This is a genomic window from Pseudoalteromonas rubra (assembly GCF_000238295.3).
GTDB lineage: Bacteria > Pseudomonadota > Gammaproteobacteria > Enterobacterales > Alteromonadaceae > Pseudoalteromonas > Pseudoalteromonas rubra.
Genome location: NZ_AHCD03000034.1, coordinates 186,530 through 202,059, shown reverse-complemented (window position 1 = coordinate 202,059; position 15,530 = coordinate 186,530). Strand labels below are relative to the sequence as shown.

Here is a 15,530-nt window from a genome sequence, read left to right as displayed (position 1 = left end):
TAAAGAATAGGATAGCACTGTGATTGATGATATTAAAAAAGATGCGCAAGAGCGCATGACAAAAAGCGTAGCTGCGCTGGCAAGCCAGCTATCTAAAATCCGTACTGGCCGTGCACACCCGGCATTGCTTGATGGCATTTCTGTATCTTACTACGGTGCTGACACGCCGCTTAATCAGGTTGCTAACGTGACAGTAGAAGATTCACGTACACTGGCTATCAGCGTATTTGACAAGTCTTTGGCACAAGCGGTAGAAAAAGCGATCATGGCGTCTGATTTGGGCCTTAACCCAATGTCTGCGGGTACGGTTATCCGTGTACCACTTCCTCCGTTGACGGAAGAGCGTCGTAAGGACCTGATCAAAATCGTACGTGGCGAAGTTGAAGGCGGCCGTGTTGCGGTTCGTAACATTCGTCGTGACGCCAACGGTGACGTGAAATCACTGCTGAAGGATAAAGAGATTTCTGAGGACGAAGCACGTCAGGCAGAAGACGAGATCCAGAAGCTAACTGATAAGTTTATCAAAGAGATGGACACTCAGCTGAGCGCTAAAGAAGCAGAGCTGATGGAAATCTAAGCAGCCACAAATTTATTAGGTTTGCAGCGCCGTCTAAGGTATACTAGACGGCGTTTTTTTTTACTTAAATAGGCATTATGATTTTAACCGCTGACGCAATTTCACAGCAATCTCTGCCCAAACATGTCGCTATCATTATGGACGGAAATGGCCGCTGGGCTCAGGCGCGTAAGCGTCCCCGTGCATATGGACACAAAAAAGGGGTAGATTCAGTTCGCAATGCTGTGCAGTTTTGCTCTAAGCTAGGGATAGAGTCATTGACGTTGTTCGCTTTCAGTAGTGAAAACTGGCGTCGTCCAGAGGACGAAGTCAGCACTTTGATGGAATTATTCCTGTTTGTATTGAGTAAAGAAGTTAAGAAGCTCCATAAAAACAATGTGAAGCTGTCAATCATCGGAGATATCTCGCGCTTCCCAGCCGGGTTGCAGCAAAAAGTGGTCGATGCAGAACAGTTAACCGAGCACAATTCGGGACTCAAGTTGAACATCGCGGCTAACTACGGCGGTCGTTGGGATATTGTGCAGGCTGCTCAATCTTTGGCTGAGCAGGTCGCTGAAGGCGCCATCCAGGCGAGCGATATTACAGAAGAGGCGATTTCGTCACAGCTGACCATGGCGGACCAAAGCCCGCTTGATCTATTGATCCGCACCGGTGGAGATTACCGCATTAGTAATTTCTTACTGTGGCAGGCAGCGTATGCTGAGCTCTACTTTACCGAAACATTATGGCCAGACTTTAATGAAGAAGCGTTTTCTGAAGCGCTTGCCTGTTACGTTTCGAGAGAACGACGTTTCGGTTGTACCGGCGAACAAATAAAACAATTACTCGCCGAGAGCAAAACAACAAGTTAAAGGTACAAAATTTGTTAAAACAACGTGTTATGACGTCGGTGGTGCTGGCGCCACTGGCTTTACTATTGGTGTTTTTTACACCGCTGAATTTATTTAGCGTGATTGCCGGCGCCATTATCCTGATGGGTGCCTGGGAATGGGCGGCCTTTATCGGCCTGACTAATCGCCTGCATAAAGGCATTTATGTTGTCATGATGGCCGCGGTTCTGGCGGTTCTTCATACCCACTGGCCAATCACAGAGCTCTGGCACCAGGGACGTCTGGTCGCCGATGCAAACTACGTCTTTACCCTTGCAGCGGCCTGGTGGCTGGTTGCAACCGTGCTGGTTATGAATTACCCGCGTATGGCGAAAGCCTGGAATGAAGGTATGATCATGCGTACCATCGCCGGCTTCTTGACCTTAATTCCACTTTGGCTGGCACTGAATGTGCTGCGCAGTGCAGAGTATCATCAGGCAGAGCAATATGGCTCAGTGTTAATCATGGTGGTGCTGGGCATTGTCTGGAGTGCAGACATAGGCGCCTACTTTGCCGGTAAGAATTTTGGCAAACACAAGTTGATGCCCAACGTCAGCCCCAATAAAACGATTGAAGGGTTGATTGGCGGTTTACTGACGTCTGTCGTGTTTGTGGTTATTTTCTGCTACTGCAGCGACGTAGCGCAACACCAGTGGCTATTGTATGCAGGGTTAACCGTTGTGATTGCATTGTTTTCTGCTGTCGGTGATTTGCTGGAAAGCATGTTTAAACGTGAAGCTGGGTTAAAAGACTCGGGCAAATGTCTACCAGGACATGGCGGTATTCTTGACCGTATCGATAGTTTAACAGCAGCAGCCCCGATTTTTGCCTTGTTGTACGCCTGGACGGTGACACTATGAGTGACAAGCAAAACCTGGTGATCTTGGGGTCTACGGGCTCTATTGGCACATCAACGCTGGATGTTGTTGAGCGAAATTGCGAACAGTATCAGGTTTTTGCGCTGGTTGCCGGACGTAATGTTCAACGGGTTATCGAACAAGCGCTGAAGCATCAGCCTCGTTATGTTGTTATGGGTGCTGAGGACGCTGCCAGAGAAGTAAGCGCAGCCCTCAACAGCCAACAGACTGAAGTGCTCTGTGGCACTCAGGCCATGTGTGACATTGCTGCTCATCCTGACGTAGACATTGTGATGTCGGCCATTGTCGGTGCGGCGGGATTGTTGCCAACACTGGCGGCGGTAGAGCAGGGCAAAAAGGTCTTGCTGGCCAATAAGGAATCTCTGGTCATGTCAGGCCAGCTATTTATGGATAAAGTAAAGCACCACGGTGCGACGTTGCTGCCCATTGACAGTGAACACAATGCTATCTTTCAGTGTTTACCTGATGCCTTGCAAAAGGGCACTAGCACGGCCCTTGATGCTCAGGGGATCCGTAAAATCCTGCTCACTGGTTCCGGCGGCCCTTTTTTGAATCGTGCCATTGATACACTGGCCGATGTGACCGTGGCTGAGGCTGTCGCACACCCTAACTGGTCAATGGGACAGAAGATTTCTGTAGACTCCGCGACCATGATGAACAAAGGGCTGGAGTTTGTCGAAGCAAAGTGGCTGTTTCATTGCCAGGCTGACGACATTGAAGTGGTTATCCATCCACAGAGCATGATCCACTCCATGGTGCAATACATAGACGGCTCTGTGATTGCGCAAATGGGTCAGCCTGATATGCGGACTCCCATTGCTTATGGTCTGGCTTACCCTGAACGGATCGAAGCGGGCGTTAAGCCACTCGATTTTGCGGATATTGTCGATTTCACCTTTACCAAACCTGATTTCAACCGCTATCCCAACTTAAAACTGGCAATCGATGCGTGTCGTAGCGGCCAGTCGGCCACAACGACCCTGAATGCGGCGAACGAAATTGCCGTCGCGGCCTTTTTGAATGAGCAAATCGGTTTTTGTGATATTTATCGCATAAATGCTGAAGTGCTTGAACGTTGCCACCTCGAACCTTTACACTCTTTGGACGCGATAATGGCACAGGATGCGCAAGCCCGCAGACTTGCCAGGGAACTGATCAGTAAGTAGGAGTCACTATGTTGGAATTTTTCTGGAACCTGGGTTCTTTCATTGTCGCACTGGGGATCTTGGTGGCTGTACATGAATATGGCCATTTTTGGGTTGCCAGAAAAGCCGGCGTGAAAGTACTCAGATTCTCAATTGGTTTTGGTAAACCTTTGATCCGTTGGTATGACAAGCTCGGTACTGAATATGTCATTGCTGCCATTCCTTTGGGCGGCTACGTTCGTATGCTGGACGAACGTGTGGACGAGGTGCCGGCTTCAGAACACCATCTGTCATTTAACAACAAACCCGTCCTGTCCAGAATTGCCATTTCAGCCGCCGGACCGCTTGCGAACTTCCTTTTCGCTATTTTTGCCCTCGCTCTGATGTATATGGTTGGCGTTCAGAATGCCAAGCCCGTTGTCGGGAAGGTAACCGACAGTAGCATTGCGGCTCAGGCTCAGGTACAACCGGGCGATCGGATTATCAGTGTCGATGACGAGGTCGTTCAGTCCTGGCAGGAAGTCACTTTTGCGTTGATGGGTGGACTGGGTGAATCGCAAGTTATCCTCAAAGTTCAGGACAGTCAGGGCCAGCTCGCCTTGCGTCAGCTAGATACCCGTGAGTGGCGACTGGATGAGCAAGATGTGCCGCCTTTGACGTCAGTGGGTATCCAACCGTATCGTCCTAATCTGAAACTGGAAATTGCGCAAATAGCGTCAGGCTCTGCTGCTGAGCAAGGCGGTTTAGCGGTTGGGGATAAACTGCTGCGTTATAACAATGAAACGCTCGACTCCTGGGAACAATTTGTTCAGCTCGTTCAAACCTCAGCGCAACAACGCAGTCATTTAGTTGTGCAAAGAGCGGGTGTTGAGGTTGACCTTTACCCGACGCCCCAGGGTCGTGAAGACAATCAAGGGATACTAATTGGCTACCTGGGCGTAGTCCCTGTGCTTGAGCCCTGGCCGAAAGGGTATATTGAAACTAGACAATACGGGGTATTCGATAGTATCGTGCTGGGCGTTAAAAAGACCTACGACTTAACTGCGCTCAGTTTTGAGATGATTGGTAATTTATTGACCGGTCAGGTGTCGGTTAAAAATCTCAGTGGGCCGGTTGGCATTGCTGTTGGGGCCGGAAATAGTGTGAGTTATGGGTTTGTCGCATTTTTAGGCTTTTTGGCATTAATTAGCGTCAACCTGGGGGTTTTCAACCTTTTACCCCTGCCGGTCTTAGATGGCGGGCACTTAATGTATTACTTTATTGAACTTATTCGCAAAAAACCGGTCTCTGAAAAGACACAAGAGTTAGGCTACAAGGTGGGTGCAGTTGTGCTCCTGGCGCTAACTTGTTTTGCACTACTTAACGATGTATCGAGGCTTTAGGCCGCAAGGTGCGATAGCAATTGAGGCGCACTGTTCGCCGTAAGCTGTAAAGGATAAAGATAATAAAATGCCTATAAAAAAACATTTAGCTGTAACGAGTTTACTGGGCGCGAGCTTTGCTGCTCTTGGGCAAAACTCCTTTATCGTAGAAGATTTGAAAGTTGAAGGCCTGCAGCGCGTTGCGCTGGGCGCTGCGTTAACACACATTCCTATCAACGTGGGTGATCAAGTTGATGACTATACGGTGTCGAAGACGATTAAGGCGCTGTTTGCATCAGGCCACTTTGATGATATCGCTGCATATCGTGATGGTAATCAGGTTATTTTCAAGGTTAAAGAACGTCCGACGATTGCCTCAATTGAATTTGATGGTAACAAAGACATCAAAGATGAGCAGCTTCAGGAAAGCTTAGATCAGCAAAATATCCGTGCCGGTGAAACCTTAGACAGAACGGTTATTGATAGCGTTGAGAAAGGCCTTATCGAGTTCTTCCATAGTATCGGTAAGTACAACGCTAAGATTGAGATGACCATTGTTGAGCTGCCACGTAACCGGGTAAGACTGAAGCTGGACTTCGATGAAGGTGACGCGGCGTCGGTCAGACAGATCAACCTGGTTGGTAACGAACTGTTCTCCGATGAAGAGTTGTTGAAACTGGTTGAATCGCAGCAAGATTTACCCTGGTGGAAATTCCTGTCGAGCGACCGCTACCAGAAACAAACCATTGAAGGCGATCTGGAAAAAATCCGCAGTTACTATCTGGACCGTGGTTACCTGCGTTTCAATATTGACTCGACTCAGGTGTCTGTAAGCCCGGAGCGAGAGTCTGTCTATGTGACCGCTAACCTCACCGAAGGTGAGCAGTACATGGTGAAAGACTTTGAATTCATCGGGGACCTGCTGGGTCGGGAAGAATTGATCCGCAGCGTAGTGCCGTTAAGAAGCGGTGAGCTTTATAACGGCTCAATTGTGACTGCCACCGAAGAATTTATCAAAAGTTACCTCGCGCGTTTTGGTTATGCCAATGCCGAGGTGCGTACCGTGCCTGACATTGATGACGAAAGCAAAGAAGTGAAACTGACCCTGGCAGTTGACCCTGGCAAACGTGTTTATGTGCGCCGTATTGCGGTCAATGGTAACCAGGTGACTGCTGACCATGTTGTTCGTCGTGAAATGACACAGCTTGAAGGCGCCTGGTTATCTAACCAAAGCCTTGAGCGCTCAAAGTTACAGATCCAGCGTCTGCCTTATATGGAAAGCGTTGACTTTGAAGTCAAGCCAATTCCGGGTGTTGACGATCAGGTCGATGTTGACTTTAAAGTTAAAGAGCAGCCAGCAGGTAGTTTCCAGGCCGGTGTGGCATATGGTTCATATGGTGGTTTGCAATTTAACGTGGGCGTGAGTGAGTCTAACTTCCTCGGAACAGGTAACCAGCTGGCGTTTAACATTAATACAGGCCGGGGGTCGAAGCGCTACACCGTTTCTTACACAAACCCTTACTTTACGCCAGATGGTGTGTCACAGGGCAGCAGTATTTTCTACAGCGACTTTGATGGCTCTAAGCTGGGCCTGATTGATTATGACCAGACCAACTATGGTATTGGTACCAACTTCGGTTTCCCAATTGATGCGGTTAACCGCATTAACTTTGGTGTACGCTGGATTGAAGAAGAGCTGGATCGTATCCCGGATTATGAACAGTCACGGGTGATGCGACTGGCCTTTACCGACCCGGAAAACCCGGATGCCGGTTTTGACTTTACCAAGTATGAGCTAAGCGTGGGCTGGTCACGGATCACAGTTAACCGTGGTATGTTCCCGACAGACGGTTCACGTCAAAGCGCCACGTTCAGGATCACGACACCTAATTCAGATCTGAATTTCTTCAAAGTGAATTACGACTCGCGTTTCTACTGGCCAATCAGTAATGACCATCGTTGGGTATTCTCAGCGCGTACCGGTCTTGCTTATGGTAACGGTTACGGTGAAGTCAATGGCTTCGAGCAAACCTTGCCGTTCCAGGAATTTTATCGCATCACAGAAATGGAACTACGCGGCTTTGATCGTAATACGATCCTGCCACGTGCGTTGCAGCGTTCACCTTCCTCAATTGGCGGCACGCCACTACCGGATGGTACAGTACCAGGCTCGATTGGCGGCGATCCACAGTTTGATAACCTGATCCAGGGTGGTCGTATCGGTGGTAACGCAAAAGCGCTTGCAGGTATTGAGATGATTGTACCAACACCTTTCCTGGAAGAAGAAAATACCAGCTCAGTACGTACCAGCTTCTTCATTGACGCTGCGAACGTCTGGGATACTGAGTTCGATGCCGATCGTTACACGAACTTGTCGCCTGATGTGTATAAAACATTATCTGATTACTCTGATCCAAGCCGGTTCAGGGTATCTACAGGCTTATCTGTTCAGTGGATCTCACCTATGGGACCTATGCTGATCAGTTTTGCCTACCCACTGAAAAAAGAAGAAGATGATGAAACTGACTTCATCAGCTTTAACATAAGTAATACGTTCTAAGGAGCTAATTGTGAAAAACCTTTTTAAAACTTCGGCCATGGCGCTGATGGCTACACTCATGATGGGGGCTTCTGCGTCTGCGTTTGCACACAAAGTTGGCCTGGTTGATATGCAAAACATCTACTCAAAATTGCCACAAATGGCCAAGATTGAGCAAACTTTACAATCAGAATTCGCAGAGCGTCGCCAAGAATTAGAAAAACTACAAGGTGACATTCGTTTCGAAGCTGAAAAATTCAAGCGTGAAAGCGCGACAATGAGTGAAGATCAGCAAGCTGCATTGCGTGAAAAAATTCAGGGCATGCAGCAAGAATTAGCGACAAAAGGTCGTCCTCTTGAGCAAGAAATCAAAGTGCGTCAAAATCAGGAGTTGGCAAAAGTACAGAAACTGATCGTTGATGCGATTGAAGAAGTTGCCAAAAAAGGAAAATACGACGAAGTTCGCGTAAAAGATACGACAATTTACTTCAACCCTGATAAAGTTTCTGACCTGTCGGATAAAATTGTTGAAGTAGTCAGTAAAAAGTAATGACCAAACACTACACTTTGTCGCAGTTGGCTGAGGCTGTGGGCGCCGAATTACAAGGCGATCCGGCTCAGCCAATTGAGAAAATTGCCACCTTGCTTAGTGCGGGTGGTCAGGACATCGCGTTCCTGGCGAATAAAAAGTACCGTAGCCAGCTTGCATCAACGCAGGCGGGTGCCGTGATCCTGGCACCTTCTGAGGCTGAACACTTCTCTGGCAATAAGCTAGTCTGTGACAACCCTTATGTTGCTTACGCTAAACTTGCGCAATACATGGATACCACACCTGACTCAGCTCAGGCGATCCATGAGCGCGCCTCAGTCCATGAGTCAGTGAAGCTTGGCAACAATGTCAGTATCGGTGCCAATGCTGTGATAGAAGCGGGCGTTGAGCTGGGTGATGACGTACAGATTGGCCCAGGTTGTTTTGTTGGTAAACACACGCGCATTGGCGCAAAAACTAAGCTGTGGGCAAATGTCACGATTTATCATGAAGTCGTGATTGGCGAATCCTGTTTATTCCAGTCTGGCGCTGTGATCGGCAGTGATGGCTTTGGTTATGCCAACGAAGGTGGAGAATGGGTTAAAATTCCTCAGCTTGGCAGCGTCATTATCGGTAACCGCGTAGAAGTCGGGGCGAGCACGACGATAGACCGTGGTGCGTTAGACGACACAGTGATCCATGATAATGTGATTTTGGATAACCAAATTCAGATCGCACACAATGTTGAAATTGGCTACGGTACAGCGATTGCAGGCTGTAGCGTTATGGCCGGTAGCGTGAAAATCGGCAAATATTGCCAGATTGGCGGTATGGTGGCTGTCAATGGACACAATGAAGTGTGTGACGGAGTCGTCATTACTGGGATGAGCATGGTGACAAAAGGGATCTCCGAGCCGGGGATTTACTCATCAGGTATGCCTCACACCACCAATAAAGAGTGGCGTAAGAACATTGCTCACCTACGAAACCTTTCGGATTTTAAAGCGCGACTAAAAGCGCTGGAAAGCCTCACAGAACAGCTTAAACATACTGATAACTAAAGGATGTTATTTTGGCCAACGAATTAAATAGCTTCGATATTCAAGAAATCCTCAAGCTACTGCCGCATCGTTACCCGATGCTGCTGGTAGACAAGGTCATTGATCATAAACCTGGCGAATACTTACATGCAGTTAAGAATGTAACTGCAAACGAGCCTATTTTTACAGGCCACTTTCCTGATCAACCTATTTTTCCGGGTGTGATGATTTTAGAAGCGCTGGCTCAGGCTACCGGCCTGCTGGGTTTCAAGACCGTCGAGAATCGCGGCGATAATGAACTATACTTGTTTGCAGCGATTGATAATGCGCGTTTTAAACAACCTGTTGTGCCTGGTGACACCATGCATTTACACGTTGAATTTGTTAAAGAGCGCCGTAATATCTGGAAATTTTCTGGTGTTGCAAAAGTCGACGGTAAAGTCGTCTGTAGCGCTGAATTAATGTGTGCAAGAAGAGAGTTTTAAGCGTGATCCATCCTACTGCAATTATTGAGTCAGGTGCTCAGCTGGGCGAAAACGTATCGGTTGGACCTTATAGCTATATCGGTAATGATGTTGTTATCGGAGACAACTGTAAAATTGAATCTCACGTGGTTATCAAAGGACCTAGCGTGATTGGTTCCGGGAACCATATTTTTCAGTTCGCATCAGTGGGTGAGGCCTGCCAAGATAAAAAGTACAAGGATGAACCAACCAAGCTTGTGATTGGTGACAACAATATTATCCGGGAGTGCGCCACCATCCACCGTGGAACCATCCAGGATAAAGGAATTACCGAGATAGGCAGCAATAACCTGTTTATGGCATACACCCATGTCGCGCACGATGCCATCATAGGTAACAACGTGATTTTCGCCAACAACGCAAGCGTTGCAGGGCACGTTCACATCGGTGACTTTGTGATTTTGGCAGGTAACTCTGGTGTACACCAGTTCTGCAAAATTGGTGCACATGCCTTTGTTGGCATGTATAGCGGCGTGAATCAGGATGTACCCCCATTTGTTACAACGACCGGTACACCCGCACGACCTGCGGCAATTAACTCAGAAGGGTTAAAACGCCGTGGCTATGAGTCAGATGAGATTATGGCTATCCGTCGTGCTTACAAGACCTTATTCCGTAAAGGCCTCAAGCTGGACGAAGCACTGGAAGCCATGCGTGAAGATGCGGCAAAATTTGCTGGCGTACAGCAAATGATCGACTTTATTGCGACTTCTGAAAGAGGGTTGGTACGTTAAATTTATATAACGGTCGATAACCCTTCTACATCACATATCTGTATCTGATATACTAACGCCATACAGCCTGTATGGCGTTTTTTTATTCTAAAAGAATCACATGGCCAACGAAAAAGAAATTACGATAGGGATTGTTGCCGGCGAGCTGTCTGGTGACATCTTAGGTGCAGGTCTGATCCATGCACTGCGTGAACATTATCCTAATGCACGGTTTATCGGGATAGCCGGTCCAAAAATGCTCGATGCCGGGTGTGAAACCTTATTCGATATGGAAGAGCTGGCCGTGATGGGCCTGGTAGAAGTCCTGGGGCGTTTGCCACGATTACTGAAAATACGTAAACAACTGGTCGAACACTTCATTGCTCAAAAGCCGGATATTTATATTGGTATTGATGCACCCGACTTTAACTTGCGCGTGGAAAAACCACTTAAAGCAGCCGGGATTAAAACCGTTCAATACGTCAGCCCCTCAGTATGGGCATGGCGGCAGAAGCGCATTTTTAAAATCGCAGAAGCGACCAACCTGGTATTGTCTCTTTTGCCATTCGAAAAAGCATTCTACGATAAGCATGAAGTACCGTGCACCTTTGTCGGGCATACGCTGGCAGATGAGATCCCGCTGGATGTGGATGTCGCAGCCGCGCGAGCGCAGCTGGGCTTAAAGGAGTCTGATACCGTGCTGGCCCTGTTGCCCGGTAGTCGTGGCTCCGAAGTAAGCCAGCTAAGTGAAACCTATTTGCTCACAGCCAAAGCACTGGCAGAAAAGATCCCCAACCTGAAAATTCTGGTGCCCCTGGTAAACGAAAAGCGCAAGGCACAGTTTCTGGCCATCAAAGCGCAGGTGGCCCCCGAGCTGAGAACCATTCTGCTGGATGGTCAGTCTTCCTTAGCGATGACCGCGGCCACTGCGGTGTTACTGGCATCTGGCACAGCGACACTCGAAGCCATGCTATACAAAAAGCCCATGGTGGTTGGCTACAAGCTCAAGCCAATGAGCTACTGGATATTTAATACCTTTTTTACTTTCAACATTAAGCACTTTTCTTTGCCAAACTTGCTGGCAGATGAAGCGCTGGTTGAAGAGTTTTTACAGCAGGATTGTAATCCAGATGCACTCACGGACGCCTTGCTACCTCTGCTGAGAGGCGATAACTCAGCCCTGATCCAAAGATTTTATGATATTCACCAGAATATACGCCGCGACGCCAGTAAACAGGCTGCGCAGGCAGTAGTGGAGTTAATGAATGCAAATTGAACGTCCTGATGTGCAGTATATTGCAGGCGTAGATGAAGTAGGCCGTGGCCCTCTGGTAGGTGACGTGGTAACAGCAGCCGTGATTTTAGATCCGGCCAACCCGATAGCCGGGCTGGCAGATTCCAAGAAACTCACTGAAAAAAAACGCCTGCTACTGGCTGAAGAAATTAAGCAAAAAGCGCTGTGCTATCATGTTGCACGGGCCACTGTGAGTGAAATTGATGAGCTCAATATCCTGCATGCCACTATGCTGGCTATGACGCGTGCTGTTGAAGGCCTGGCCGTTAAAGCACAGTTTGTGTTTGTCGATGGCAACCGTTTGCCTGAACTGAGTGTCCCTGCGCAGGCCGTGGTCAAAGGAGACAGCCTGGTTGCAGAGATCAGTGCTGCGTCTATACTGGCCAAAGTAACGCGCGATCAGGAAATGCTCGACCTGGACAAAGAGTATCCTCAGTATGGTTTTGCCGCACACAAAGGCTATCCGACCAAAGCCCATTTTGCGGCACTGAGTGAGTTTGGTGCAACACCGCATCACAGAACCAGCTTTAAACCTGTACAGCGCATTCTGGCGGAGAAGCAGTAGTTATGGCAGCACCTGAGTTTGTTCATTTAAGAGTACACAGCGACTTTTCTATGGTTGACGGGCTGGCTAAAACTAAACCCATAGTGGCGCGAGCTGCTGAACTGGGCATGCCAGCCTTTGCAATTACCGATCAGATGAACTTGTGTGGCCTGGTCCGTTTTTACGGTACTGCGCATGGCGCAGGCATTAAACCTCTGGTTGGGGCGGATTTTTGGCTGAAGAGCGATCAGTTTCCCGATGAGCCGAGTCGCATTGTGGTGCTGGCAAAAAATAATGAAGGCTATAAAAACCTTACGTTACTGATCTCCGAAGCTTATTTACGCGGACATGTATTTCATCGGCCGGTTATAGATAAGGCATGGCTTGCTAAGTATAAAGAAGGCCTGATCTTACTCTCTGGTGCCAAAGATGGCGATGTCGGTAAAGCCCTGCTCAAGGGTAATCCGCAGCTGGTTGCCGATACGGTTGAGTTTTACGAGACCCATTTCGCCAATCATTATTATCTTGAACTACACCGTACCGGCCGTGAGCAAGAAGAAGAATATCTGCATGCTGCAGTCGCACTGGCCACACAAAGAGGCTTGCCGGTTGTTGCAACCAACGAAGTGGTATTCCTGCATGAACAGGACTTTGAGCCGCATGAAATTCGTGTGGCCATCCACGACGGCTATACACTGGAAGACAAAAACCGGCCCAGACGTTTCTCCAAAGAGCAGTATCTGAAAACCCCTGAGCAAATGCAGGAATTATTCAGTGATATTCCTGAGGCGTTGCAAAATACCGTTGAGATAGCCAAACGCTGTAATGTCACGGTGCAACTGGGGACCTACTTCCTGCCTGATTACCCAACCGGTGAGCTAAAGATTGAAGACTTCCTGGTCAAGGTATCCCGTGATGGCCTGGAAGAGCGACTGCTATTCTTATTCCCGGATGACGCGGATCGCGCCGAAAAGCGTATCCCTTATGATGAACGTCTGCAAATTGAACTCGACGTAATCAACCAGATGGGATTCCCGGGCTACTTCCTGATCGTAATGGAGTTCATCCAGTGGAGTAAGGATAATGATATTCCGGTTGGACCGGGGCGGGGCTCCGGTGCGGGTTCTTTGGTTGCTTATGCGTTGAAGATCACCGATCTGGACCCACTTGAATTCGACCTGCTATTCGAACGTTTCCTTAACCCTGAGCGTGTCTCGATGCCTGACTTCGACGTCGACTTCTGTATGGACCGACGGGATGAAGTAATCGACCACGTATCTAAACTGTATGGTCGTCAGGCGGTATCTCAGATCATCACCTTTGGTACGATGGCGGCCAAGGCGGTTATCCGGGATGTAGGCCGGGTGCTTGGGCACCCTTACGGTTTTGTTGACCGAATTTCTAAGCTGGTCCCTGGTGACCCGGGTATGACATTGGCCAAGGCGTTTGAGGTTGAGCCTCGACTGCCTGAAGTGTATGACGGCGATGAGGAAGTTCGCGAGCTGATCGACAAGTGTCGTATTCTCGAAGGCTGTACCCGTAACGCCGGTAAGCACGCAGGGGGGGTGGTTATCTCGCCGACCAGCATTACCGACTTCGCTGCATTGTATTGTGATGAAGAAGGTAAGTTCCCGGTCACTCAGTTTGATAAAAACGACGTTGAAACGGCCGGTCTGGTTAAGTTCGACTTCCTGGGTCTGCGTACTTTAACCATTTTGCAGTGGGCGTTGGACATGACCAACGAGCGACTGGCGCGTGACGGCATTGAGCCGGTAGATATTGCAGCCATCCCACTGGATGATCCGGCCAGTTTTGAAGTATTACTCAGAGCCGAAACCACCGCGGTATTCCAGCTGGAATCACGGGGGATGAAAGATTTGATCCGCCGTCTGAAGCCGGACTGTTTCGAAGATATGATCGCACTGGTAGCCTTGTTCCGTCCGGGTCCGCTGCAATCGGGGATGGTAGATAACTTTATCGACCGTAAGCATGGTCGCGAAGACATCTCATATCCGGATGCGCAATACCAGCACGAGAGCCTGCAACCCATCCTGGAACCGACCTACGGGATCATCCTATACCAGGAACAGGTAATGCAGATTGCCCAGGTCCTGGCGGGATACAGCCTGGGTGGTGCGGACTTACTTCGTCGAGCCATGGGTAAGAAAAAGCCCGAGGAAATGGCGAAGCAGCGAACGACCTTTGAAGACGGTGCGAAAGACAACGGAGTTGATGGCGAACTTGCAATGAAGATCTTCGATCTTGTAGAGAAGTTCGCAGGTTACGGCTTTAACAAATCTCACTCTGCGGCTTATGCACTGGTGTCATATCAGACGCTGTGGATGAAGACCCATTATCCGGCCGAGTTTATGGCTGCGGTAATGTCGGCGGATATGGATAACACCGACAAAATCGTGACCCTGGTCGATGAATGCGAAAACATGAAGTTGACGCTGCTCCCACCAGACGTCAATGCGGGTGTCTACAAGTTTGCTGTAAACCGTCAGGGTGAGATAGTTTACGGTATCGGTGCCATCAAAGGGGTGGGTGAAGGCCCGGTAGAAGCCATCCTGGAAGCCCGGGAACAGGGCGGTCCGTTTAAAGACTTATTTGATTTCTGTGCCCGGGTTGACCTGAAACGCCTCAATCGCAGAGTCATTGAAAAACTGATCTACGCAGGCGCGCTGGATCAGCTGGGACCAGAGAAGACGCAGCCAGGTCGTGCCACTTTACTTGCGAGCCTTAAAGATGCCATGAAGTCAGCCGAGCAGCATCACAAGGCAGAATCGCTGGGGCAGAGTGATTTGTTCGGTCTGCTGGCCGTTGAACCCGACGAAGTAGAACAAGCTTTTGTTAAAGCCATTGGGCTGTCGGACGATGAATGGTTGCAGGGTGAAAAAGATACTTTAGGCTTGTATCTGACGGGTCACCCGATCAATCAGTACAGAAAAGAGTTAAAAAATTACACTTCTGGTCGTCTAGTAGAATTACAGCCGACGAATCGCGATGTGCAATCGACGGCTGCCGGACTGGTTATCAATGCAAGGGTGCTGATCAATAAGAAGGGCAAACGCTGGGGTCTGATAACTTTAGATGACAAGAGCGCACGAATTGATGTACGCTTATTCCCTGAACAGTTTGAAATGTACCAAGATATGCTGCAAATGAACCAAATCTTGGTAATATCCGGACAGGTCAGCTTTGATAACTTCTCCGGCGGCATTACAATGACCGCCAGAGAAGTCTGTACCATAGCTCAGGCCCGCGAAAAGCGGATCAGTGCGATAAAAATGACATTGAATATGGTGCAAATAGACGCGAATTTCATAGATAATCTGAAAAAAGTACTGGAACCGTACAAATTCGGAACGTGTCCGGTAAAAATCCAATATCAGCGCCCAGACGCGATAGCGGAAGTGACATTAGGTATGCAATGGTGTGTGACGCCCAGTGATGATCTCCTCAGACGATTATCCAAGATGGCGGCGCAGGAAATAGAACTAGAATTTAATTAAAC

Annotated in this window: 13 protein-coding genes; all 13 read left to right on the top strand. The window is 48.7% G+C overall.

Annotation, left to right across the window (positions count from 1 at the left end):
* Nucleotides 1-19 precede the first annotated feature (19 nt).
* The 13 genes from frr to dnaE all read left to right on the top strand — a co-directional run bounded on the left by frr (nt 20) and on the right by dnaE (nt 15,528).
* Complete coding sequence (gene frr, locus PRUB_RS10160) at nt 20-577, top strand: ribosome recycling factor (protein WP_010385751.1); 558 nt, start codon at nt 20-22, stop codon at nt 575-577.
* 77 nt (nt 578-654) lie between these two features.
* Entirely contained in the window at nt 655-1,428 is a 774-nt protein-coding gene (locus PRUB_RS10155; protein ID WP_010385753.1) for an isoprenyl transferase, read from the top strand.
* A gap of 11 nt (nt 1,429-1,439) precedes the next feature.
* On the top strand, nt 1,440-2,306 hold the full coding sequence (locus tag PRUB_RS10150) for a phosphatidate cytidylyltransferase (protein WP_010385754.1): 867 nt from the start codon (nt 1,440-1,442) through the stop codon (nt 2,304-2,306).
* Nucleotides 2,303-3,490 carry a 1-deoxy-D-xylulose-5-phosphate reductoisomerase gene (ispC, locus tag PRUB_RS10145; RefSeq protein ID WP_010385755.1) on the top strand — a complete coding sequence of 396 codons (1,188 nt, stop codon included), beginning with the start codon at nt 2,303-2,305 and terminating at the stop codon, nt 3,488-3,490. The genes PRUB_RS10150 and ispC overlap by 4 nt, the downstream gene beginning before the upstream one ends.
* 8 nt (nt 3,491-3,498) lie before the next feature.
* Complete coding sequence (gene rseP, locus PRUB_RS10140; RefSeq protein ID WP_010385756.1) at nt 3,499-4,851, top strand: sigma E protease regulator RseP; 1,353 nt, start codon at nt 3,499-3,501, stop codon at nt 4,849-4,851.
* A gap of 67 nt (nt 4,852-4,918) precedes the next feature.
* Nucleotides 4,919-7,390: an outer membrane protein assembly factor BamA gene (gene bamA, locus PRUB_RS10135; protein WP_010385757.1), complete on the top strand. Its 2,472-nt coding sequence runs from the start codon at nt 4,919-4,921 to the stop codon at nt 7,388-7,390.
* A gap of 10 nt (nt 7,391-7,400) precedes the next feature.
* Nucleotides 7,401-7,919 carry an OmpH/Skp family outer membrane protein gene (locus PRUB_RS10130; protein ID WP_010385758.1) on the top strand — a complete coding sequence of 173 codons (519 nt, stop codon included), beginning with the start codon at nt 7,401-7,403 and terminating at the stop codon, nt 7,917-7,919.
* On the top strand, nt 7,919-8,959 hold the full coding sequence (lpxD, locus tag PRUB_RS10125; RefSeq protein ID WP_010385759.1) for a UDP-3-O-(3-hydroxymyristoyl)glucosamine N-acyltransferase: 1,041 nt from the start codon (nt 7,919-7,921) through the stop codon (nt 8,957-8,959). Before PRUB_RS10130 ends, lpxD begins: the two co-directional genes overlap by 1 nt.
* 11 nt (nt 8,960-8,970) lie before the next feature.
* On the top strand, nt 8,971-9,423 hold the full coding sequence (gene fabZ, locus PRUB_RS10120) for a 3-hydroxyacyl-ACP dehydratase FabZ (protein ID WP_010385760.1): 453 nt from the start codon (nt 8,971-8,973) through the stop codon (nt 9,421-9,423).
* A 2-nt stretch (nt 9,424-9,425) separates the two neighbouring features.
* Nucleotides 9,426-10,196 carry an acyl-ACP--UDP-N-acetylglucosamine O-acyltransferase gene (gene lpxA, locus PRUB_RS10115; RefSeq protein ID WP_010385762.1) on the top strand — a complete coding sequence of 257 codons (771 nt, stop codon included), beginning with the start codon at nt 9,426-9,428 and terminating at the stop codon, nt 10,194-10,196.
* 100 nt (nt 10,197-10,296) lie between these two features.
* Nucleotides 10,297-11,451 (top strand): lipid-A-disaccharide synthase, encoded by a 1,155-nt coding sequence (gene lpxB, locus PRUB_RS10110; protein WP_010385763.1) that lies wholly within the window; start codon nt 10,297-10,299, stop codon nt 11,449-11,451.
* Entirely contained in the window at nt 11,441-12,034 is a 594-nt protein-coding gene (gene rnhB / locus PRUB_RS10105) for a ribonuclease HII (RefSeq protein ID WP_010385765.1), read from the top strand. The genes lpxB and rnhB overlap by 11 nt, the downstream gene beginning before the upstream one ends.
* 2 nt (nt 12,035-12,036) lie before the next feature.
* A complete protein-coding gene (gene dnaE / locus PRUB_RS10100; protein ID WP_010385767.1) occupies nt 12,037-15,528 on the top strand; it encodes a DNA polymerase III subunit alpha in 3,492 nt (1,163 codons plus the stop codon).
* Nucleotides 15,529-15,530: the final 2 nt, after the last annotated feature.

Coding starts and splice junctions, on each gene's coding strand:
- dnaE (WP_010385767.1), top strand. CDS start 12,037: ATGGCAGCACCTGAGTTTGTTCATTTAAGAGTACACAGCGACTTTTCT.
- lpxB (WP_010385763.1), top strand. CDS start 10,297: ATGGCCAACGAAAAAGAAATTACGATAGGGATTGTTGCCGGCGAGCTG.
- bamA (WP_010385757.1), top strand. CDS start 4,919: ATGCCTATAAAAAAACATTTAGCTGTAACGAGTTTACTGGGCGCGAGC.
- PRUB_RS10155 (WP_010385753.1), top strand. CDS start 655: ATGATTTTAACCGCTGACGCAATTTCACAGCAATCTCTGCCCAAACAT.
- rnhB (WP_010385765.1), top strand. CDS start 11,441: ATGCAAATTGAACGTCCTGATGTGCAGTATATTGCAGGCGTAGATGAA.
- ispC (WP_010385755.1), top strand. CDS start 2,303: ATGAGTGACAAGCAAAACCTGGTGATCTTGGGGTCTACGGGCTCTATT.
- rseP (WP_010385756.1), top strand. CDS start 3,499: ATGTTGGAATTTTTCTGGAACCTGGGTTCTTTCATTGTCGCACTGGGG.
- lpxD (WP_010385759.1), top strand. CDS start 7,919: ATGACCAAACACTACACTTTGTCGCAGTTGGCTGAGGCTGTGGGCGCC.